Annotated in this window: 17 protein-coding genes; 13 read left to right on the top strand and 4 right to left on the bottom strand. The window is 65.9% G+C overall.

Annotation, left to right across the window (positions count from 1 at the left end; all coding sequences use genetic code 11):
• Nucleotides 1-2: 2 nt before the first annotated feature.
• The 4 genes from fliM to X268_RS21235 all read left to right on the top strand — a co-directional run bounded on the left by fliM (nucleotide 3) and on the right by X268_RS21235 (nucleotide 6277).
• A complete protein-coding gene (gene fliM / locus X268_RS21250; RefSeq protein WP_018321852.1) occupies nucleotides 3-1205 on the top strand; it encodes a flagellar motor switch protein FliM in 1203 nt (400 codons plus the stop codon).
• Entirely contained in the window at nucleotides 1202-1648 is a 447-nt protein-coding gene (locus tag X268_RS21245) for a DUF6468 domain-containing protein (protein WP_128926720.1), read from the top strand. The genes fliM and X268_RS21245 overlap by 4 nt, the downstream gene beginning before the upstream one ends.
• A gap of 9 nt (nucleotides 1649-1657) precedes the next feature.
• A complete protein-coding gene (locus X268_RS21240; RefSeq protein ID WP_128926719.1) occupies nucleotides 1658-2422 on the top strand; it encodes a MotE family protein in 765 nt (254 codons plus the stop codon).
• A gap of 102 nt (nucleotides 2423-2524) precedes the next feature.
• Nucleotides 2525-6277: a tetratricopeptide repeat protein gene (locus X268_RS21235; protein ID WP_128926718.1), complete on the top strand. Its 3753-nt coding sequence runs from the start codon at nucleotides 2525-2527 to the stop codon at nucleotides 6275-6277.
• 178 nt (nucleotides 6278-6455) lie between these two features.
• Here the strand turns inward: X268_RS21235 and fliP are convergent, their stop codons facing one another.
• Complete coding sequence (fliP, locus tag X268_RS21230) at nucleotides 6456-7214, bottom strand: flagellar type III secretion system pore protein FliP (RefSeq protein ID WP_128926717.1); 759 nt, start codon at nucleotides 7212-7214, stop codon at nucleotides 6456-6458.
• Nucleotides 7211-8173 (bottom strand): flagellar biosynthetic protein FliO, encoded by a 963-nt coding sequence (locus X268_RS21225; RefSeq protein ID WP_128926716.1) that lies wholly within the window; start codon nucleotides 8171-8173, stop codon nucleotides 7211-7213. The genes fliP and X268_RS21225 overlap by 4 nt, the downstream gene beginning before the upstream one ends.
• Before the next feature lie 354 nt (nucleotides 8174-8527).
• On the opposite strand from X268_RS21225, the gene flgB reads away from it, so the two are divergent.
• The 9 genes from flgB (at nucleotide 8528) to X268_RS21180 (ending at nucleotide 17045) form a co-directional block, all read left to right on the top strand.
• Complete coding sequence (gene flgB, locus X268_RS21220) at nucleotides 8528-8932, top strand: flagellar basal body rod protein FlgB (RefSeq protein ID WP_128926715.1); 405 nt, start codon at nucleotides 8528-8530, stop codon at nucleotides 8930-8932.
• 39 nt (nucleotides 8933-8971) lie between these two features.
• A complete protein-coding gene (gene flgC, locus X268_RS21215; RefSeq protein WP_128926714.1) occupies nucleotides 8972-9397 on the top strand; it encodes a flagellar basal body rod protein FlgC in 426 nt (141 codons plus the stop codon).
• Nucleotides 9398-9413: 16 nt separating this feature from the next.
• Nucleotides 9414-9722, top strand: coding sequence for a flagellar hook-basal body complex protein FliE (gene fliE / locus X268_RS21210; RefSeq protein ID WP_128926713.1), 309 nt, complete (start codon nucleotides 9414-9416; stop codon nucleotides 9720-9722).
• Between the two features lie 92 nt (nucleotides 9723-9814).
• Nucleotides 9815-10078, top strand: coding sequence for a flagellar biosynthesis protein FliQ (gene fliQ, locus X268_RS21205; protein ID WP_128926712.1), 264 nt, complete (start codon nucleotides 9815-9817; stop codon nucleotides 10076-10078).
• A gap of 180 nt (nucleotides 10079-10258) precedes the next feature.
• Complete coding sequence (gene fliR / locus X268_RS21200) at nucleotides 10259-11029, top strand: flagellar biosynthetic protein FliR (RefSeq protein WP_128926711.1); 771 nt, start codon at nucleotides 10259-10261, stop codon at nucleotides 11027-11029.
• Between the two features lie 9 nt (nucleotides 11030-11038).
• A complete protein-coding gene (flhB, locus tag X268_RS21195) occupies nucleotides 11039-12118 on the top strand; it encodes a flagellar biosynthesis protein FlhB (RefSeq protein WP_128926710.1) in 1080 nt (359 codons plus the stop codon).
• Nucleotides 12119-12273: 155 nt separating this feature from the next.
• The gene (gene cckA / locus X268_RS21190) at nucleotides 12274-14856 is read left to right on the top strand and encodes a cell cycle histidine kinase CckA (protein WP_128926709.1); all 2583 of its coding nucleotides are present in this window, start codon (nucleotides 12274-12276) and stop codon (nucleotides 14854-14856) included.
• A 255-nt stretch (nucleotides 14857-15111) separates the two neighbouring features.
• Nucleotides 15112-16107: a Tim44 domain-containing protein gene (locus X268_RS21185; RefSeq protein WP_128926708.1), complete on the top strand. Its 996-nt coding sequence runs from the start codon at nucleotides 15112-15114 to the stop codon at nucleotides 16105-16107.
• Between the two features lie 230 nt (nucleotides 16108-16337).
• Nucleotides 16338-17045, top strand: a complete 708-nt coding sequence (locus X268_RS21180) for a glutathione S-transferase (RefSeq protein WP_128926707.1) — start codon at nucleotides 16338-16340, stop codon at nucleotides 17043-17045.
• A 105-nt stretch (nucleotides 17046-17150) separates the two neighbouring features.
• Here X268_RS21180 and X268_RS21175 read toward each other — a convergent pair whose 3' ends face one another.
• Nucleotides 17151-17825, bottom strand: a complete 675-nt coding sequence (locus tag X268_RS21175) for a methyltransferase family protein (protein ID WP_128926706.1) — start codon at nucleotides 17823-17825, stop codon at nucleotides 17151-17153.
• Nucleotides 17826-17910: 85 nt separating this feature from the next.
• Complete coding sequence (locus tag X268_RS21170) at nucleotides 17911-19032, bottom strand: helix-turn-helix transcriptional regulator (RefSeq protein ID WP_128926705.1); 1122 nt, start codon at nucleotides 19030-19032, stop codon at nucleotides 17911-17913.
• Nucleotides 19033-19174 lie beyond the last annotated feature (142 nt).

The raw sequence follows: 19174 nt of genomic DNA, 5'->3' as shown, positions 1-19174 counted from the left end.
TCATGGCCGGTAACGAGCAAATGGACCAGGATGCGATTGCCGCACAATGGGAGGCGTCGCTCGATTCCGAGGATCCCGCGGAGGCCGCAAAGGCTGCCGCCGAAAACGAGCTGTCGGAGACCATGGCCCTGCAATGGGCGGCCATGGTCGAGGACGGCAGCCGCGATCTCGGAAGCGGCAAGAACTCCGGCGAGCGGGTGCTGTCGCAGGAGGAGATCGACAATCTCCTCGGCTTCACCGTCGGCGACGTCACGCTCGATGACCATTCCGGCATTCGCGCCATCATCGACTCGGCGATGGTTTCCTACGAGCGTCTACCGATGCTCGAAATCGTCTTCGACCGCCTGGTGCGGTTGATGACGACGTCCTTGCGCAATTTCACCTCCGACAACGTCGAAGTCTCGCTCGACCGCATCACCTCGGTGCGTTTCGGCGACTACATGAACTCGATCCCGCTGCCCGCCGTCCTCACCGTCTTCAAGGCCGAGGAGTGGGAAAACTTTGGCATGGCGACGGTCGATTCCAACCTGATCTATTCGATGATCGACGTGCTGCTCGGCGGCCGCCGCGGCACCAGCCAGCTCCGCATCGAGGGCCGGCCCTACACCACGATCGAGACCGAGCTGGTGAAGCGGCTGGTCGAGGTGGTGCTGGCCGACGCCGAGCAGGCGTTCCGGCCGCTGTCGCCGGTGACCTTCACGATCGACCGGCTCGAGACCAACCCGCGTTTCGCCGCGATCAGCCGTCCCGCCAATGCCGCGATCCTGGTGCGCCTGCGCATCGACATGGAAGACCGCGGCGGCAACATCGAACTGCTGCTGCCTTATGCGACCATCGAGCCGATCCGGGGCGTCCTGCTCCAGATGTTCATGGGCGAAAAGTTCGGCCGCGATCCGGTCTGGGAAGGCCATTTCGCCACCGAGATCGTGCAGGCCGAAATCGCCGTCGATGCCGTGCTCTACGAGGCCGACATCCCGCTCAAGCAGCTGATGCGCCTCAAGGTCGGCGACACGCTGCCGCTCGACATGCGCGCCGACGCCAACGTCACCGTGCGCTGCGGCGACGTCACGCTGACCGAGGGCCGGATGGGCCGGGTCGGCGACCGCGTCGCGATCCGCGTGACGAAACCCTTGCGCAAGCCAAGTACGACACTTGCGATGTTCGAGAAGGTGGACGAGCAGAACAAGATGATGGAGGCCCCATGAACCACTCCCTGGGAATGGCGATCGAGACGCTGGTGGCTGTCCTGTTGATGCTGACGATCGTCTACTGCGTCATGCTCAACAAGCGCCTGACGCGGCTGAAGGCGGACGAGCATTCGCTGAAGGCGGTGATCGGCGAGCTGATCACCGCGACCGAGATCGCCGAGCGCGCGATCGGCGGGCTGAAGCTGGCCGTGCGTGACGTCAACGAGAACCTCGGCAGCCAGCTCGCCGCGGCTACGCAGATGTCGGACCAGCTCCACAAGCAGCTCGGCGAAGCCGACAACGTGGTGCGGCGCCTGTCCAAGATCGCAATCGCCGCGCGCCCCGTCACCAATCCGGAAGCGGTCGCCGCGCCGGCGGCCAAGCCCTCGACCGCGAAGGCGGTGGCGGCTGCGGCCGAAGCCTTCTCCGAGCGCCGACGTTCCAACGGTCTTGCCGCATGAAGTCAGGGTATGAAGTCCTTTCGTAACATCCGCGTCATCCCGGTCGTTCTGGTTGCCGTCGCAGGCCTCGCTACGTTGAAGGTGGCGGGCCTCGTGATCAATGGCGGCTATGTCTTCGACTACAAGCCGAACCAGGCCAAGAAATCCTGGGCGCAGGAGAACCTGAATTTCCCGATCGGTCGCGACGAGTCGGAGATCACCACCGGCTCGACCCATGGCGCGCCGAAGGAGGCGCCCAAGCCCGCCGCGCCCGAGACCAAGCCGGAAGGCACCGTGGTCAAGGTCGACGAAGCCCAGTCGCAGGTCTCGGCCTCCGAGCGCGCTATCCTCGAGCGCTTGCAGGCCCGGCGCCAGGAGATCGAGGCGCGCCAGCGCGAGATCGACATCCGCGAGAGCCTGCTCAAATCGGCCGAGAAGCGCATCGAAGGCAAGGTCGAGGAGATGAAGGCGGTCGAGAACCGCATCTCCGCGACACAGGCCGAGCAGAAGGCCGCCGAGGCCCAGCGCATGAAGGGCCTCGTGACCATGTACGAGGGCATGAAGCCCAAGGACGCCGCACGGGTGTTCGACCGGCTCGAGATGCCCGTGCTGATCGAGATCGCCTCGGCCATCGCGCCGCGAAAGATGTCGGACATCATGGGACTGATGTCACCGGAGGCCGCCGAGCGGCTGACGGTCGAGATGGCCCGCCGCGCCAATGGCGGCGGCGATCAGTCGGCCTCGGCCGGCGACCTGCCCAAGATCGACGGCAAGCCGACGCAAAAGCCGAATTGAGGGCTCATACTTAAGAAGTCCTTAATTGGCAAAACCTTAAAGTCGAGGGCAGGGGCCGGTACCAGGACCGGCGCCAATCGTCGAAACGGAAGAAATCCGCCAATGGCGCGAGAGGCTGCCGCTGGATTTGTGTCGCGAGCCCGCGCTTCGGCGTGGGGGCTGTCGCGTCATGTCCGACATGCGGGCGTGTTGGCGGTGTGCCTGCTGATCGGCCTTGGTGCGCCCGCCCGGGCGGCTGATCCCGTCAGAGGCGAGGCGAGTTTTTCCGCCGGCGGCGGCTTTGCCCGTCTCGTCATCAAGCTCGGCGAGGACGTTCCTTCCGAGGTGACGACCGCGGGCTCCATCCTCATCGTCCGCTTCGACCGGCCCGTCGACGTTCCCGTCGACCGCGTGCCGGAGGGCGCCCCCGATTACATCAATTCCGCGCGCCGCGATCCTGACGGCAGCGCGATTCGCCTGTCGCTGGCGCGGCGCGTCACCGTCAACACCATGAACGCCGGCGAGCGCACCTTCATCGACCTCTTGCCCGAGGGCTGGAAGGGGCCGCCGCCGAGCCTGCCCATGGACGTCGTCAAGGAGCTCGCCGAGCGGGCGCGCATCGCCGAGCGCGCGCTGCGCGCCCAGCGCGCCGCGGCCGAGACCAAGAAGCGTCCGCCGATCCGCGTGCGCGCCTCGGTGCAGCCGACCTTCGTGCGCTTCGTGTTCGAGATGCCCGACGGCGTCGGCGTGTCCTCCGTGCTCAACGAGCAGAAGCTCACGCTCGCCTTCAACGCCAACCTCAATTTCGATCTGGCGGATGCGGTCGTCGCGGCGCCGCCGAACGTCGCCTCGATCAAGCAGAAGGCCGACATCGACCAGACCAATGTCGAGATCGCGCTGATCGGCGATTCCGACGTGCATTCGTTCCGCGACGAGAAGAACTACGTCGTTGACGTCGCCTTCCAGCCCGACAAGGGCAAGACGGCCGCGACGCCCGAGGCGGCGATCTCGCAAATGAAGCCGGCCGGTCACGGACCGGCGCCCGACAAGCCCGCGGCCGAGAAGGACGCCCATCGCGAGATCGCTCCGCCGACCTCCGAGACGATCGCGCGCGAAGCCAAGATCGAGGTCAAGCCCGACGTCAAGCCAGACGTGAAGCCGGAAGCGCCCGCCGCGATGCCGCCCGCCGAAGCGCCGAAACCGGCGCCGGCTCCCATTGCTGAGGCCGCGCACGCCGCGGAAGCGCCCAAACAAGCTCCCAAGGACGTTGCCAAGGAAGTCGCGAAGGAAGTTGCGAAGCCGGCGCCGCCCGCTGCGGAAGCCGCGGCCGCGCCGCCCAAGCCCGCGCCTGTCGAAGAGGCGGCGAAGGAGCCGGTCAAGGAAGCTACCAAGGAAGCCCCCCAAGAAGCCCCGAAGGCCGCGCCGCAGCCGACCGTCGCCAGCGTCGATGCGCGCCGCGACAGCGATGGCTTGCGCGTGACGTTCCCGATTCAAGTCGCAACAGCCGCAGCCGCGTTCCGCCGCGGCGACACCGTCTGGCTGGTGTTCGATACGCCGAAGCCGATCGATGTCGAGGCGATCCGCACCAAGGGCGGCGCGATGATCGGTGAGGTCGGCCGTATCCCGCTCGACAAGGGGCAGGCGGTGCGCATCCGTCTCACCCGTCCGCTGGTCTACTCGCTGGCGAGCGAGGAGGTCGGCAAGGAGACCAACTGGTTGCTGACGCTGGCCGACAAGATCCAGTCGACGCCGCTGCCCTTGATGATGTCGCGCAACATCACCGATCCCGCGCTCGCCAACATCGCGATCCCCTTCGCCAACCCGGGCCTGCTGCACAGGCTGACCGATCCCGACGCCGGTGACACGCTCTATGTCGTCACCGCGCAGCGGCCGGTGCGCGGCTTCATCAAGCGGCAGGATCTCGTCGATCTCTCGCTGCTGGAATCCGCGCACGGCATCGCGATCCGGCCGAACTCCGAAGAGATCGGCGTCGAGGTCGGCTCCGACAAGGTGATCCTCGGCAAGAAGGGTGGACTGACGCTGTCGCCCGTCGACATCTCGGCCGAGCGGGCGCCGACCGCGGTGCGCCCGGTCTTCAGCCCCGAAGGCTGGCGCAAGGGCCAGTCGGAAAACTTCATGGCGCGCCAGAGCGAGCTGATGACGGCGATATCGGTCGTCGAACCGGCACTGCGTTCGCTGCCGCGGCTGGACCTCGCGCAGTTCTACATGTCGCGCGCGATGTATCACGAGGCCAAGGCCGTCACCGACGTCATGCTGACCGATCCCCTCAACAAGGAGGAGAGCGGCGCGCTGATCATGCATGCGATTGCCAATATCCTGATCGGCCGGCCGTCGCAGGGCCTGAAGGACCTCGCCAATCCCGTGATCGGCAACAGCCACGATTCCCAGCTGTGGAAGGCGCTCGCATTTGCGCGTCAGGGCAAATGGGCGGATGCCCGCGAGAAGTTCAAGAACGTCGAATTCGCCATCGCCTCGCTGCCGCTCGACATCCAGCGCATCGTGACGATGGACGCGATGCGCGCCTCGCTCGAGGTGAAGGACTATGCCGGCGCCTCCAAGCGCCGCAGTGAGCTCGAGGTCGTCGGTGTCCCGCCCGAGGCCGCGCCGGGCTTTGCCGTGCTGCGCGGCCGGCTCGCCGAGGCGCTCGGCCACGACAAGGACGCGCTGGACGATTACAAGTTCGCGGTCGCCTCGAATGACCGTCCGGCTGCGGCCGAGGCCAAGCAGCTCGAGGTCGCGCTGCGTCAGAAGCGCGACGAGATCGGCAAGGAAGAGGCACTGCGCGAGCTCGAGACGTTGTCCATGACCTGGCGCGGCGACGCGATCGAGGTCAAGACGCTGCAGATGCTCTCGCGCCTTTATGCCGAGAGCGGACGTTACCGGGACGCGCTCACCGCCGCGCGCACCGCGACGAGGCTCCAGCCGAACGCGGAAGCCTCGCGTCAGGCGCAGGACCTCGCCTCCGAGCTGTTCACGCAGATCTTCCTGGGACCGAAGGGCGACGAACTGCCGCCGGTCGAGGCACTCGGGATGTTCTACGAGTTTCGCGAACTGACGCCGATCGGCCGTCGCGGCGACGAACTGATCCGCCGGCTCGCCGACCGTCTCGCCTCGATCGATCTGCTCGACCAGGCCGCCGAGCTCCTGCAATACCAGGTCGACCACCGCCTCGAAGGTGCCGCGCGCGCCCAGGTGGCCGCGCGCCTTGCCATGATCTATCTCGCCAACCGCAAGCCTGACATGGCGATCACCGCGCTGCGTGCGAGCCGCATCAGCGATCTCTCGGGCGAGCTCAGGCAGCAGCGCCTGCTGCTGGAGGCGCGTGCACAGAGCGATGTCGGCCGTCACGATCTGGCGCTCGACATCGTCTCCAACGTCTCGGGGCGCGAAGTGCTCCGCTTGCGCTCGGACATCTTCTGGGCGGCGCGGCGCTGGCGCGAGTCCGCCGAGCAGATCGAGCTGTACTACGGCGAGCGCTTCCGCGACTTCAAGCCGCTCAACACGGTGGAGAAGAGCGACATCATCCGCGCCGCCGTCGGCTATGCGCTGGCCGACGATTCAATTGGCCTGTCGCGCTTCCGAGAGAAATACGCGCCGCTGATGAGCGAGAGCGCCGACCGTCTCGCCTTCGACATCGCCAGCAAGCCGGCCGCGGCCTCCAGCGCCGAATTCGCCGAGATCGCCAAGCTCGCTGCCAGCGTCGACACGCTTGACGGCTTCCTGCGCGAGATGAAGCAGCGCTTCCCCGACGCCACCGCCCGCGCGCCGGGCACGCCGCAGGCCAAGGACGAAGCCGAGCACACCGGCTCGCTGCCGACGATCCCGGTCGTGCGGCAGATCAAGATGACGCGGTAGGGCTCCTGCTAGTTCTAGGCTCCGTCGCGTGCCGCGTTCTAGGTGTCATCGCCCGCCTTGTGCGTACTTGCGCACTGGGGCGGGCGATCCAGTATTCCAGAGACGGTGTGTAGAAGCGAGAAGCTGCGGCGTACTGGATGCCCGCCTTCGCGGGGCATGACGAGGGAGGTTGGTCGCCTCACCCCCCGTAACTCTGCACCAGGCTTCCCGCCACCAGCGACCAGCCGTCGACCAGCACGAAGAAGATCAGCTTGAACGGCAGCGAGATCGTGGCCGGCGGCAGCATCATCATGCCCATCGACATCAGCACCGAGGCGACGACGAGGTCGATGATCAGGAAGGGCAGGAACAACAGGAAGCCGATCTCGAAGGCGCGCTTCAGCTCGGAGATCATGAAGGCGGGGACGAGGATGCGGAGCGCGAGGTCGTCGGGGGTGGCCGGCGGCGGCTCGCGCGAAAGATCCAGAAACAGCCTGAGGTCTTTCTCGCGCACGTTCTTCTGCATGAAACCGCGCAGGGGGACCGAGGCGCGCTGGAGCGCATCCTCGACGCCGATCTGGTTGGCGACGAGCGGGCGGATGCCGTCGTCGTAGGATTTCTGCAGAACCGGCCCCATCACGAAGAAGGTGAGAAACATCGCCAGCGCGATGATCACCGAGTTCGGTGGCGCGGTCGCCGTGCCCATCGCGGTGCGCAGCAGCGACAGCACGACCACGATGCGCGTGAACGAGGTCATCATGATGAGGATCGACGGCGCGATCGACAGCACGGTGAGCAGCGCGATGAGCTGGATCGCGCGCTCGGTGACGCCGCCACCGCCGGCGCCGCCGCCGAGATTGATGCTGATGTCCTGCGCATGCGCAAGGCCTGCGAGCGAGGCCGCACCGAACAGGACAGAAAGGAAGAGAACTCTACGCGGGAGGGACGGCAGCCTCACGAAGACGGCTTCGGACGGCCGAGCAGCGAGGCCATCTCGTCTTCGAGATTTTCAAAGCTGGTCTTTTCCGCGGCCGGCTTCGGCGGTGGAGCCGGTGGCGTCGCTGGCTCGCTGCGTGCCGCCCGCGGGGGAGCGGCCGGCGGCTCCGGCGCGACGGGAGGCGCGACCGTCTCGCCGGCGGGGCGGCGCAGCGCAGCTTCGAGACGCTGGGCCATTTCGGCGAGGTTCTGCTCCGCGCTCGAGGGCGCAGCCGCGGGCGCCGGCGGCGGCACGGGCGGGACCTGCGGCACGGGAGGAGGCGGCGGTGCTGCGGGACGCTCGGCGCGCACCGGCGGCATCTTCACCGGCTCGCTCTGGCGCGGCGGACGCGGCATCAGCGGCGGCTCGCTGCGCGCGGCGCGCGGCGGCTCGGGACGCGGTTCGCGCTCGGGACGGGGGGCGACCGGCTCGGGCGGAAAGCCACCCATCGGCGGCTCGCTGCGACGTTCGGCCAGCGTAGGCGCGGGCCGGCGCAATTCGTCGGCGAAGGACGGGCGTGTGGGGCGCGGCGGCTCGGGCATTTGCGGCTCGGGGTGATCGAGCAGCTCGGGCCGCGGCGCCTCGTCGGCCCAGCCGGCGGGATCGGGCATGGGGGCAAGGCGTGGCGGCTCCGCAGCGGTCGGACGCTGCGGCAGCTGATCGCGGCCATGCGCGGCGCGAACGATGTTGGGCTCGACGACGATGTCGGTGGGGCCGCCGATCATCAGGAGGTGCTCGACATTGTCACGCCGGACCAGCACCAGGCGGCGCCTTCCGTCGACCGCGGCGGCGTCGATCACCGCGAGGCGGGGCATCCTGCCGCGCTGGGTGTTGGCGCCGAGCCGGCTGCTGGCGAATCGGCGAACCAGCCAAGCAGCGACGCCGATCAACGCCAGAACGACGATGAACGCGACGATGAACGTGATAGGGCTGCCTTGCATACTCGTCCCCGACAAATGGCGCTTTTCTCGTGCCCATGGTCAGACGCGCCAACCACCGGCCTACGATGCCCCAAACTGCGATCTCTTAACGTCCTACGGCAAGTTTTGCCGTCCCCAACTCCCTAATAACCTATGAATCGCTCGATCCAAAACGACTTCTTGGCCTGTGCATCCGCCGCCAAATGGTTGGGTTAATGCCACTTTTGGAGGCGTAGGATCCACGGGGGGCGCAATTCCCGTCCCACGGGGGGACAGGCGCCGATGGCTTCCTTAACCAGCTGTTAACCATACAGGCGGCAAATTCTGCCTAGCTTCGGACCCCGAGGTCCGCAAGAGGCGGAAGGAGCCGCGACGATGTCCATCAACGACCTCCCGGTGCTGTCGGCGCTTCGCACCAAAATGCAGTGGCACCAGGAACGCCAGCGCGTCCTGTCCGAGAACGTCTCCAATTCCGACACGCCCAAATTCCGGCCGCGCGACCTGGTCGAGCCGAAACTCGACAGGAGCGGGGCCGTCACCGGCTCGATGGGCCCCTTGGCGCTGACCCGGACCAGCGGCTCCCACATGACGCCGTCGGGCGCGGCGTCCGGATTCGACCAGAACAAGAACGCGGGCTTCGAGCCCCGCCCCGCGGGCAACGCCGTCAATCTCGAAGAGGAGATGATGAAAGCCGCCAGCAACCAGATGGACTATGCGGCGGCGACCTCGCTCTATTCGAAAAGCCTGCACCTGCTCAAGACCGCGATCGGCAAGGCCTAGAGCATGATCCGGGAACAGAACAGCTAGAGGAGGCGCATCATGGCCAATGACAGCAGCGACTTTGCCCGCTCGATGGCGATCGCGACCTCCGGCCTGCGGGCGCAGGCCGGCCGCATGCGGGTGATCTCGGAAAACATCGCGAACGCGGATTCGACCGCGCAGACCATCGGCGGTGATCCCTACCGGCGCAAGGTTCCGACCTTCTCTTCCGCGCTCGATCGCACGCTCGACGCGCAGGTCGTCACCCTCGGAAGGATCAAGCCCGACCAGTCGAACTTCCGCGTCAAATACGAGCCGAACAATCCGGTCGCGGACGCGGCAGGAAACGTCAAATACCCCAATGTGAACTCGGTGGTCGAAATGACCGACATGCGCGATGCGCAGCGGTCCTACGAGGCCAATCTCAACATCATCAGTGCGACGCGCCGGATGATCCAGCGCACGCTCGACATTCTCAAGAGCTGAACAGGACAATTGAGCCATGGCATCACCGACAATCGCCGCCAACGCCTATGCCAACCTTGCCCGGGTACTGGAGAATAGCGGTGCCGGCAAAGGCACCGAGGCAAGCGGGCAATCCTTCGCCTCGCTGCTGAAGGACGCCGTCGGCAGCGTCATGGAATCCGGCCGCAAGTCGGATGCGCAGACGATCGCGATGGCCTCCGGCAAGGCCAACGTCATGGACGTGGTGACGGCGGTCGCCGACACCGACGTCGCGGTGTCCACGCTGGTTTCGGTCCGCGACCGCGTGATCGCGGCCTATGAAGACATCATGAAGATGCCGATCTGATTTTGGCGAATGGTGAGTAGCGAATGGGGACGTCTCCGATTCGCCATTCGCATGTCCCGGCACGTCAGACAACCAAGAGCGAGTATCAAACAATGACCGGCCCTGAAACCCTCGACGTCGCGCGCGATGCGATCTGGACGATCGTGATCGTGTCCTCACCCCTGATGGTGGTCGGCCTCGTGGTCGGCGTCGTCGTGTCGCTGTTCCAGGCGCTGACACAGATCCAGGAGCAGACGCTGATCTACGTGCCGAAGATCCTCGCCATCTTCGCCACGATGCTGTTGGCATTGCCGTTCATGGCCGACTCGCTGCACGCCCACATGATGCGGATCTCGTCGCGAATCATCGGCGGCTGAGGCACAATGCGTCGTGCGGTGGATTTGACATTCGCCCTGGGGGCTCCGCGAATCGCGTTGGCGAATGTCAAATCCAATGGCCGCACGACTATTGATATTTGCGAATGCCTCTTTGGCTCCAACATTCGCAAAAGTGCCTGCCGCAACGGCATGCGAATGTTGGAGCCGAGGCATTCGGCTATGCGCATCGACGTTTCGCTGCTGCCGGCGCTCGCCGCGTCCTTCATGCTCGCCTTCGCCCGGGTCGGTGCGATGGTGATGCTGCTGCCTGGCCTCGGCGAGACTAACATTCCGACCCGGATCAAGCTGTCGATCGCGCTGCTGCTCACGCTGATCATCCTGCCGCTGCACCGCAACGCCTACCAGGTTGACATGGGCTCGCTCGCGCCGCTCCTGGTCCTGATGCTGCACGAGATCGCGATCGGCATCGTGCTGGGCGCGACCGCGCGCGTGACGCTGTCGGCGCTCCAGGTCGCGGGATCGGTGATCGCGCAGCAGATGGGGCTCGGTTTTGTCACCTCGGTCGATCCGACGCAGGGGCAGCAGGGCGTGCTGGTCGGCAACTTCCTGACCATGCTGGGGGTGACGCTGCTGTTTGCCACCGACAGCCATCATCTGGTGATCGCGGCACTGAATGACAGCTACACGATCTTCTCGCCGGGCGAGACCGTGTCGAGCGGCGATGTCGCCTCGCTCGCGACGCGCGCCTTCGCCGCCGCGTTCCGCCTCGGCCTGCAGCTCTCCGGGCCGTTCCTGGTGTTCGGCCTCGTCTTCAACATCGGGCTGGGCATCCTGGCGCGGCTGATGCCGCAGATGCAGGTCTATTTCGTCGGCGTGCCGCTCTCGATCTTCGCGGGCTTCCTGGTGCTCGCCGTGGTGCTGACGGCGATGATGGGTACGTATCTGGATTACTTCATCGGTGTCATGCACCAGATGATGCCGTTGAAATAAGAGAGATCGATGGCGGAAGACAACGATCCCGAAAGTCAAACAGAAGACCCGACACAAAAGCGTCTCGACGACGCGCTCGAACGCGGCGACGTCGCCAAGAGCCAGGAGATCAACACCTGGTTCATGATGGCGGGCGGCACGCTGGTGGTCTCGACCTTCTCGGGCTCGGTCGGCGGCGGGCTGTTGACGCCGATGCGCAACCTGCTCGCCAATTCCTGGATGATCAAGACCGACGGCAAGGCTCTACTCGCGCTGATGCAGCAGATCGAATTCGCCGTGCTCGCCGCGATCGGCGTGCCCCTCTTGATGCTGATGCTGGCCGCGATTGCCGGCAACATGCTGCAGCACCGCCTGGTCTGGTCGACCGAATCCCTCACACCCAAGTTCAGCAAGATCTCGCCCGGCGCAGGCTTCAAGCGCATTTTCGGCAAGCAGGCGGCGGCCAATTTTCTCAAGGGCATCGGCAAGCTGGTGGTGCTCGGCGTGGTCATGACCATGATCCTGTGGCCGGAGCGGCATCGCATGGAGGCGATGGTCAGGCTCGATCCGGCCGCCATGCTCGGCGCCAGCACCAGCATGACCGTTCACCTGCTCGGCGCGGTGGTCGCAGCGCTCGCGATCGTCGCCATCGCCGATTATTTCTTCCAGTACCGCAGCTGGTTCCAGCGGCAGAAGATGTCGCTGCAGGAGATCAAGGAAGAGTTCAAGCAGTCCGAAGGCGATCCGCACATCAAGGGCAAGATCCGGCAGTTGCGGCAGCAGCGCGCCAAGAAGCGCATGATGGCGGCGGTTCCCAAGGCCTCGGTGATCATCACCAACCCGACCCACTATTCGGTGGCGCTCTCCTACGAGCGCGGCATGTCGGCGCCGATCTGCGTCGCCAAGGGCGTCGACAACCTCGCCTTCAAGATCCGGGAGATCGCCCGCGAGCACGACATCCCGATCGTGGAGAACGTGCCGCTGGCCCGTGCGCTCTACGCCACCGTCGACATCGACCAGGAAATCCCGACCGAGCACTACCATGCGGTCGCCGAAGTCATCGGCTACGTCATGCGGCTGAAGCGCGGATTCAGCGCTGGGCGGGGATAAAGCACCCGAAAAGTACCGGAAATGGCCGTAATCTGGGAATCAGCGTACCTTTCGCCCCCGCTGCCCTTGCACCTCAGGGTCCGATTCAGGCAGGGAGGACCCCGCGCGCCCCGGCGCGCGTTGATTCTCTGCCGACAGGCTGCGCCAGCTCGAGAATGACCGTCGAGACCGACCACGACCTCACACGCGAGCCCGTTGCGGCGCATGAGCCGTCGCCGCGCTCGGGCAGCATTGCGCTGGTGCTGCTGGTGGCCGCCGGCCTCGTCGCCGTCGCCGTCGGGTTGATGACGCTCGGGCGTGCGCAGGCCCAGCCCTATATCCTCGGCATCCTTGCCGTGCTGGCGATGGTCGGCCTGTTCAACCTGTTCGCCTTCGCCGCCGGCATCATCCGCTTCGCGGACCGCAACCTCGATGATCCCATCATCGGCCGCATCTCCGATCACGCGTTCGACGGGCTCGCGGTCACCGATGCTCGCGGCCACGTGGTCTATTCCAACGCCGCCTATCTGACGCTGACCGGCGCCAGCGGCCCGCAGGACGTGCGGCCGGTGGAGCGCGTCTTCATCGGCAATCCTGACGTCTCCGAGGCGGTGTTCCGGCTGCTGAAGGCCGCGCGCGAAGGCAAGCGCCAGCAGGAAGAAGTGCGCATCTCCGGCCATGACGGCAGCCAGGGCCGCTGGCTGCGGATGCGGGTGCGCCCGCTCGGCACCGGCAAGCGCGAGGCGAAATACGCAGTGTGGTCGATCGCCGACATCACTCGCGACCGCGAGCGCCAGGAGGACGTGTTCCAGGAGCTCCAGCACGCCATCGAATATCTTGATCACGCGCCGTGCGGCTTCTTCTCGGTCAACCCGGCCGGCGAGCTCGCTTATGTCAACGCGACGCTGGCGAACTGGCTCGACTACGACCTCGCCGAGATCGGCTCGGGCGGCTTGAGGCTGACCGACATCGTCTCCGGCGACGGCGCCTCACTCTTGACCTCGATCGTGGCGGTGCCGGGCGAAGTGAAGACGGAAGTCTTCGACATCGACCTGCGCATGCGTACCGGCAAGACCATGCCGGTGCGGCTCTATCACAAGCTTGCCTTCGGTGCCGACGGCGCGCCGGGGCCGTCGCGCACGCTCGTCATCAGCCGCGCCCGTGACGAGCGCAGCGATCCCGACCGCGCCGCCGAAGTACGCTTCATGCGCTTCTTCGACCACACGCCGATGGCGATCGCGACCGTCGACCGGGCCGGCAACGTCGTGCGCGCCAATGCGCGCTACGCCAAGCTCGGCCAGGCGCTGGGGCTCGACACTGCCTCCAAGTCGATCTTCCGCGCGGTCAATTCGCGCGATCGGCACCTCTTGATCGCGGCCATCAACCAGGCTGCCGAAGGCCAGGCCGACATCGCCCCCGTCGAGGTGGCGCTGGAAGGGGCCAAGGAGCGCTGGGGCCAGTTCTTCGTCACGCCGGTCGATGCCGCCGAAAACGAGGCGGAAGCCGCCATCGTGCACATGCTTGAGACTACCGAGCGGCGCGCGCTGGAGAATCAGATCAACCAGTCGCAGAAGATGGAGACGGTCGGCCAGCTCGCCGGCGGCATCGCTCACGACTTCAACAACGTGCTCTCCGCCATCATGATGGCAAACGATTTCCTGCTGAACGCGCACAAGCCGACAGATCCGTCGTTCCAGGACATCATGCAGATCAAGCAGAACGCGACGCGGGCCGCGACCCTGGTGCGGCAGTTGCTGGCGTTCTCGCGGCGGCAGACGCTGCGGCCGCAGGTGCTCGATCTCGGCGATGCCTTGAGCGATCTCACCATGCTGCTGCGCCGCCTGATCGGCGAGAAGGTCAAGCTCGACCTCGTCCACGGCCGCGACCTCTGGCCGGTCAAGGTCGACGTCTCCCAGTTCGAGCAGGTGATCGTCAATTTGGCGGTGAACGCGCGCGACGCCATGCCCGACGGCGGCAAGCTGATCATCCGCACCGCCAACGTCACCACTGAGGATGCGGGCAAGCTCGCCTACAAGGGCATGCCGGCCGCGGATTATGTCCGGATCGAGGTTGCCGACACCGGCACCGGCATTCCCGCCGATATCCGCGACAAGATTTTCGAGCCGTTCTTCTCGACCAAGGAGGTCGGCAAGGGCACGGGCCTTGGTCTCTCCACCGTCTACGGCATCGTCAAGCAGACCGGCGGTTTCATCTACGTCGATTCCGAGCCGGGGCAGGGCACCTCGTTCCACATCTTCCTGCCGCGCCATCACGCCGAGCCGGAGGTGCAGGTCGAGCAGCCGGCCGTGGCCGGCGCGAGCAATGGGGCCGCGAAGGACGCCGCGCCCGCGGCCGTCGAGACCAAGCCGCGTACCGATCTCACCGGACAGGGCACGATCCTTCTCGTCGAGGACGAAGAGGGTCTGCGCGCGCTGAACGCCCGCGGCCTGCGCTCGCGCGGCTACACCGTGGTCGAGGCCGAGAACGGCGTCGAGGCCATGGACGTGCTGGACGAGCAGAGCGGCGCGATCGATCTCGTCGTCTCCGACGTTGTCATGCCCGAGATGGACGGCCCGACGCTCCTCAAGGCGATGCGGGAGAAGAACCCCGACATCAAGTTCATCTTCGTCTCCGGCTATGCCGAGGACGCCTTCGAGAAGAGCCTGCCCGAAGGCCAGCAGTTCGACTTCCTGCCAAAACCGTTCACGCTCAGCCAGCTCGTGGCGGCGGTGAAGGAGACGATGACGAAGCAGGGGTGAGGGCGAGCGCTGCGCCGTTCCTGCATTCTCCGTCGCAACGACGGTGGATTGAGTTGCGCTTCGCAACGACGCGGGAGAAAGCTGAAATCCCGCCCCGAACCCGACGGTAACCTGTGACCGCGGTTCCCCCGGCACCGGCCCAAACCCCCGCCCAATATGGGCTTTTGCCACATCCCGCGACTGAGGGCCGCAGCCACAAGTTCCGAAACCGGCTTCACTTTTCGGGAAGTCTGCCCATCTTAAGCGCACGTCCCCATGCCGGGGATTTGGGAAACGCACATGAATTTCTCGTTACGCTCCCGCACTCTCTTCAAGACGCTTGCCGTCGTGCTGGCGCTCGCGCTGCCGACGGCGCTGGCGATCTCGTCCGCCGACGCGCGCGTCGGTGGCGGCATGTCGTCAGGTTCGCGCGGCTCGCGCACCTATTCGGCCCCGCCCTCGACCTCGACGGCGCCGGGCTCGGCCTCGCAGTTCAACCGGACCTACACCCAGCCCGGTGCAGGCATGAACTCGGCTGCTTCTGCGCCCGCCCGCGGCGGCCTGTTCGGCCGCGCCGGCGGCTTCATGGGCGGCCTCGCGGCCGGCTTCCTCGGCGCCGGCCTGCTCGGCATGCTGTTCGGTGGCGGCCTGTTCGGCGGCCTCGGCGGTCTGTCCTCGATCCTGGGCCTGATCATCCAGATCGCGCTCGTGGTCTTGGTGGTGCGGCTGGCGATGTCCTGGTGGCAGCGCCGTCACACGCCGCAGGCGGCCTATGCCAATGCCAACGCAGGTACGGGTCCCGGACCGCAGGTGAACCAGCGCAGCGGGCTTGGCGGCTTCGGCTTCGGTGCCAATGCCAACAACGCACCGCTCGAGATCAAGCCGGATGACTATGAAGCGTTCGAGCGCCTGCTCGGCGATATCCAGACGGCTTGGTCGAACGAGGACGTCGCCAAGCTCCACACGCTCGCAACGCCGGAGATGGTCTCCTACTTCGAGCAGGATCTTGGCCAGAACCGCGCGCGTGGCGTCGTCAACAAGGTGACCAACGTCAAGCTGCTGCAGGGCGACCTCGCCGAAGCCTGGCGCGAAGGCGAGACCGACTACGCCACGGTGGCGCTGCGCTTCACGCTCACCGACAAGACGCTGGACCGCAACAGCGGCACGGTCGTCGCCGGCAGCGAGCAGCCTGGCGAAGCCACTGAGGTCTGGACGTTCGCCCGGCGGCCCGGCAGCGGCTGGGAATTGTCGGCGATCCAGCAGACCAACTGATCGCAGGCGACAAGAAGAAATCAGGGCGTCGTGCTTCCGGCACGACGCCTTTTTCTTTTGGCCCCTTTGCATCGCGGCATCGGAATAAGCGGCAACGCTATCGGGGTGATGTCAGGCGGCCAACGACGAGAGAACGGGAGGACAATGACGTGTGGGGCCGGGTCCCGCCCCACCACGACGGAACTTGCGCTGCGTGCTAGGCTTGTCCTGCGCTCTCAAAGGACAGTCCCATGAAATACGAGCTCTACTACTGGCCCGAGATCCAGGGCCGCGGCGAATATGTGCGGCTGGCGCTGGAGGAGGCGGGGGCCGACTATGTGGATGTCGCGCGCGGAGCGCGCGGCACGGCTGCAATGATGAAGATGATGGACGCGCATCAGGGCACGCCGCCCTTCGCGCCGCCGTTCCTGAAAGCGGGCAAGCTCGTCATCGGTCAGACCGCCAATATCCTGCTCTATCTCGGCGGCCGCCACGGGCTCGCACCGAAGACGGAAGCCGGCCGGCTCTGGGTGCACCAGCTTCAGCTCACCATCACCGATCTCGTGGTCGAGATCCACGACACCCATCATCCGCTCGGGCCCTCGCTCTATTACGAGGACCAGAAGCCGCCGGCGAAGAAGCGCACGGCCGATTTCTGGGACGAGCGGGTGCCGAAATATCTCGGCTATTTCGAGCAGCTTCTCACCGGCAATGGCGGCGCCTATGTCACCGGCCGCAAGCTGACCTATGTCGATCTCTCCTTGTTCCAGATCGTCGCCGGGCTCCGCTATGCCTTTCCCAAGCGCATGAAGGCGTTCGAGACGGACATTCCGGGGCTGGTAGCCTTGCACGATCGGCTCGCGGCGCGGCGGAACATCAAGGCCTATCTCGAAAGCCCGCGCCGCATTCCCTTCAACGAGCAGGGCATCTTCCGCCGCTACAAGGAGCTCGATAGCTAAACCGTTTTCAAGCGAAGCGGATACCGATTCGCGTCGATAAGAAGCGCTAGCCGGTCCGGAGGGAGGCGCGATCTTCTCTGCGGTGCACGGGATAGCGAAGTGCGCTCACCAGACGCCCGGCACCAGGCGATAGCGCACCCGTGATACGTAGTCGGCATAGCCCGGCAGGCCCTCGCGCAAGGTGCGTTCCTCGATTCCGATGCGGAACGCGAACAGCAGGACCAGGATCGGGACCATCGCAACGCCCCACCACGAGCCCAGCAGCAGCGGCACGCCGGCGAAGAACAGCACCATGCCGCTATACATGGGGTGACGGACATGGGCGTAGGGGCCGCCCGAGATCACCCGCTGTGCGCGCTCGGCCTGCAGCTTCACCACGGGGGCAGCGAACGAGTTCTCGCGGAAGACCCAGAGCGTGATCAGCGTCGAGAGCAGGAATAGCGCGAAGCCGACCGCCTGCAACGCGACCGGCATGTCGGACGATTCAAGGCGCCGGTCGACGCCGATCAGCGCCAGCCAGGCCAGCATCGCAACGATGAGCACGCTCATGAACACCTTGTCGGCGGCGGGCTGATCCTTCTGCAGGAGCGGCCGCAAACGCTCGGCGAGCAGCGCCGGATCGATCCGGTAGAGCCACCAGCCGCAGAGCGGGCCGAGCAGGATGCATGTCGAGAGGAACAGCCAGGCCGAGGGCCAGCGCAAGGTCCCGGCGGAGGCGAACAGCAGCGCACCCATCGCGACGGTCGTGATCGTGTTCTGCAGCAGCAGTCTGGCGATCATTGTCGATCTTGCTCGATCCCAAGCCGGCGCATTGATAGCGTTTCTTTCCGGCAAACATGCGGCCGCGCCGGGCCGGGAATTGGGGTCAGACCTTGATCGGCGGTGTGAAGGCCGCCACCAGCCGAACCAGATCCGCCTGCCGCTTGGTCCCGGTCTTGGCGAAGATCCGGGCGAGATGGGTCTTGATCGTCGTTTCGGCAATGCCCATGCTTCTGGCGACGTCAGGACCCCCGCCGATCTCGACAATCGACAGGAATACGCGCAGCTCTGTCGGCGTCAGCTTGAACAGTTTGCGGATGAGGTCGGGTGCGACGATCGTATCGAGCGCTGCCTTGCTGACGAACAGCACGGCGCAGGCATCGTAGCTGGCCCCGAATCTTTGCCGGCGCCCGGCGGTCAGCGGCAGCAGATGCGCGACATAATGCGAGCCGTCGCGCGCCGTCAGATGCAGCGAGATGCTCGCGCTCGTCATCGCCCGGTCGCCGAGAACCGTGTCCGCCAGCGCCTGCCGCAGCACGCGATCGGCGTTCGGGTCGGACGTCACCAGCCGGCCATGGACCGAACGAAGGATTTCGGCCTCTTCCAGGATGTCGCGGGCGCTCGCATTGAAGTGCGTGATATGACCTTCGGCATCGAGCAGCAGCACGGCGGTTCGCAGCGCGTCGAGCGTGCGGACCGAATTCGTCTCCAGCTCGTCCTGCTGCAGCAGCTTCTGTCTGACCAGCATGGCCCGTTGCACGTGCGGCGTGAGGTGGGAGATCACTGCGTACATCCTGCGGTCGACGGGACCGCCGGCCTTCATGATGGAGAGGCGGGATATTCCCTCGGAGGATTTGTCGAGCAAAACATTGGCGGCGTCCTCGAGACCCTGCGGCCGCGTCCATTCGTTGTAGAACATGGTCGTCCGGAACTCGTCGACCTCGATCCAGTCCCCGATCGTCTGGATCTGGCCGACCGGCGCGTGGAGCACGCCGCGCGACGGATCGAATGGCTCGTAGGTTTCGATGTAGGACTGAATATAGGCCGGGTCGACGCCGACGGCATGCGAGATCACGGGTTCGCCGGCTGCCCCTATTCGGACCAGGCCGCCGCTCTGGCCACCGGCGGCGTCGACGATGCTGCCGAGCGTGGCCGGCCATCGGGAATCGTCGAGCGCTGCATCGTAGATGTCCGCCACCAGCGACAGCAGCTTTTCATTCATTTCCATTGGCATGTCCCACAGACGCTCGCCCACAAGACGGTTGGACGGGCTCGTTCGGCCTCGCAGATGAGCACGCCGGATACGGAAATTTCATGAGCCGGATCACACTTGACCACGCTTTCCGATCCGAACGCGGCGGTCTACCAGC

Source organism: Bradyrhizobium guangxiense, assembly GCF_004114915.1.
In the GTDB taxonomy this organism is placed as follows: Bacteria; Pseudomonadota; Alphaproteobacteria; order Rhizobiales; family Xanthobacteraceae; genus Bradyrhizobium; species Bradyrhizobium guangxiense.
This window is presented reverse-complemented; position numbering and strand designations above follow the sequence as displayed.

Bases quoted from the DNA above. Each gene is read 5' to 3' on its own strand.
- cckA (WP_128926709.1), top strand. From the start codon at position 12,274: ATGACCGTCGAGACCGACCACGACCTCACACGCGAGCCCGTTGCGGCG.
- X268_RS21175 (WP_128926706.1), bottom strand. From the start codon at position 17,825: ATGATCGCCAGACTGCTGCTGCAGAACACGATCACGACCGTCGCGATG.
- fliQ (WP_128926712.1), top strand. From the start codon at position 9,815: ATGACCGGCCCTGAAACCCTCGACGTCGCGCGCGATGCGATCTGGACG.
- X268_RS21180 (WP_128926707.1), top strand. From the start codon at position 16,338: ATGAAATACGAGCTCTACTACTGGCCCGAGATCCAGGGCCGCGGCGAA.
- fliE (WP_128926713.1), top strand. From the start codon at position 9,414: ATGGCATCACCGACAATCGCCGCCAACGCCTATGCCAACCTTGCCCGG.
- X268_RS21225 (WP_128926716.1), bottom strand. From the start codon at position 8,173: ATGCAAGGCAGCCCTATCACGTTCATCGTCGCGTTCATCGTCGTTCTG.
- fliM (WP_018321852.1), top strand. From the start codon at position 3: ATGGCCGGTAACGAGCAAATGGACCAGGATGCGATTGCCGCACAATGG.
- fliR (WP_128926711.1), top strand. From the start codon at position 10,259: ATGCGCATCGACGTTTCGCTGCTGCCGGCGCTCGCCGCGTCCTTCATG.
- flgB (WP_128926715.1), top strand. From the start codon at position 8,528: ATGTCCATCAACGACCTCCCGGTGCTGTCGGCGCTTCGCACCAAAATG.
- X268_RS21245 (WP_128926720.1), top strand. From the start codon at position 1,202: ATGAACCACTCCCTGGGAATGGCGATCGAGACGCTGGTGGCTGTCCTG.
- X268_RS21170 (WP_128926705.1), bottom strand. From the start codon at position 19,032: ATGGAAATGAATGAAAAGCTGCTGTCGCTGGTGGCGGACATCTACGAT.
- X268_RS21235 (WP_128926718.1), top strand. From the start codon at position 2,525: ATGGCGCGAGAGGCTGCCGCTGGATTTGTGTCGCGAGCCCGCGCTTCG.
- flgC (WP_128926714.1), top strand. From the start codon at position 8,972: ATGGCCAATGACAGCAGCGACTTTGCCCGCTCGATGGCGATCGCGACC.
- X268_RS21185 (WP_128926708.1), top strand. From the start codon at position 15,112: ATGCCGGGGATTTGGGAAACGCACATGAATTTCTCGTTACGCTCCCGC.
- flhB (WP_128926710.1), top strand. From the start codon at position 11,039: ATGGCGGAAGACAACGATCCCGAAAGTCAAACAGAAGACCCGACACAA.
- X268_RS21240 (WP_128926719.1), top strand. From the start codon at position 1,658: ATGAAGTCCTTTCGTAACATCCGCGTCATCCCGGTCGTTCTGGTTGCC.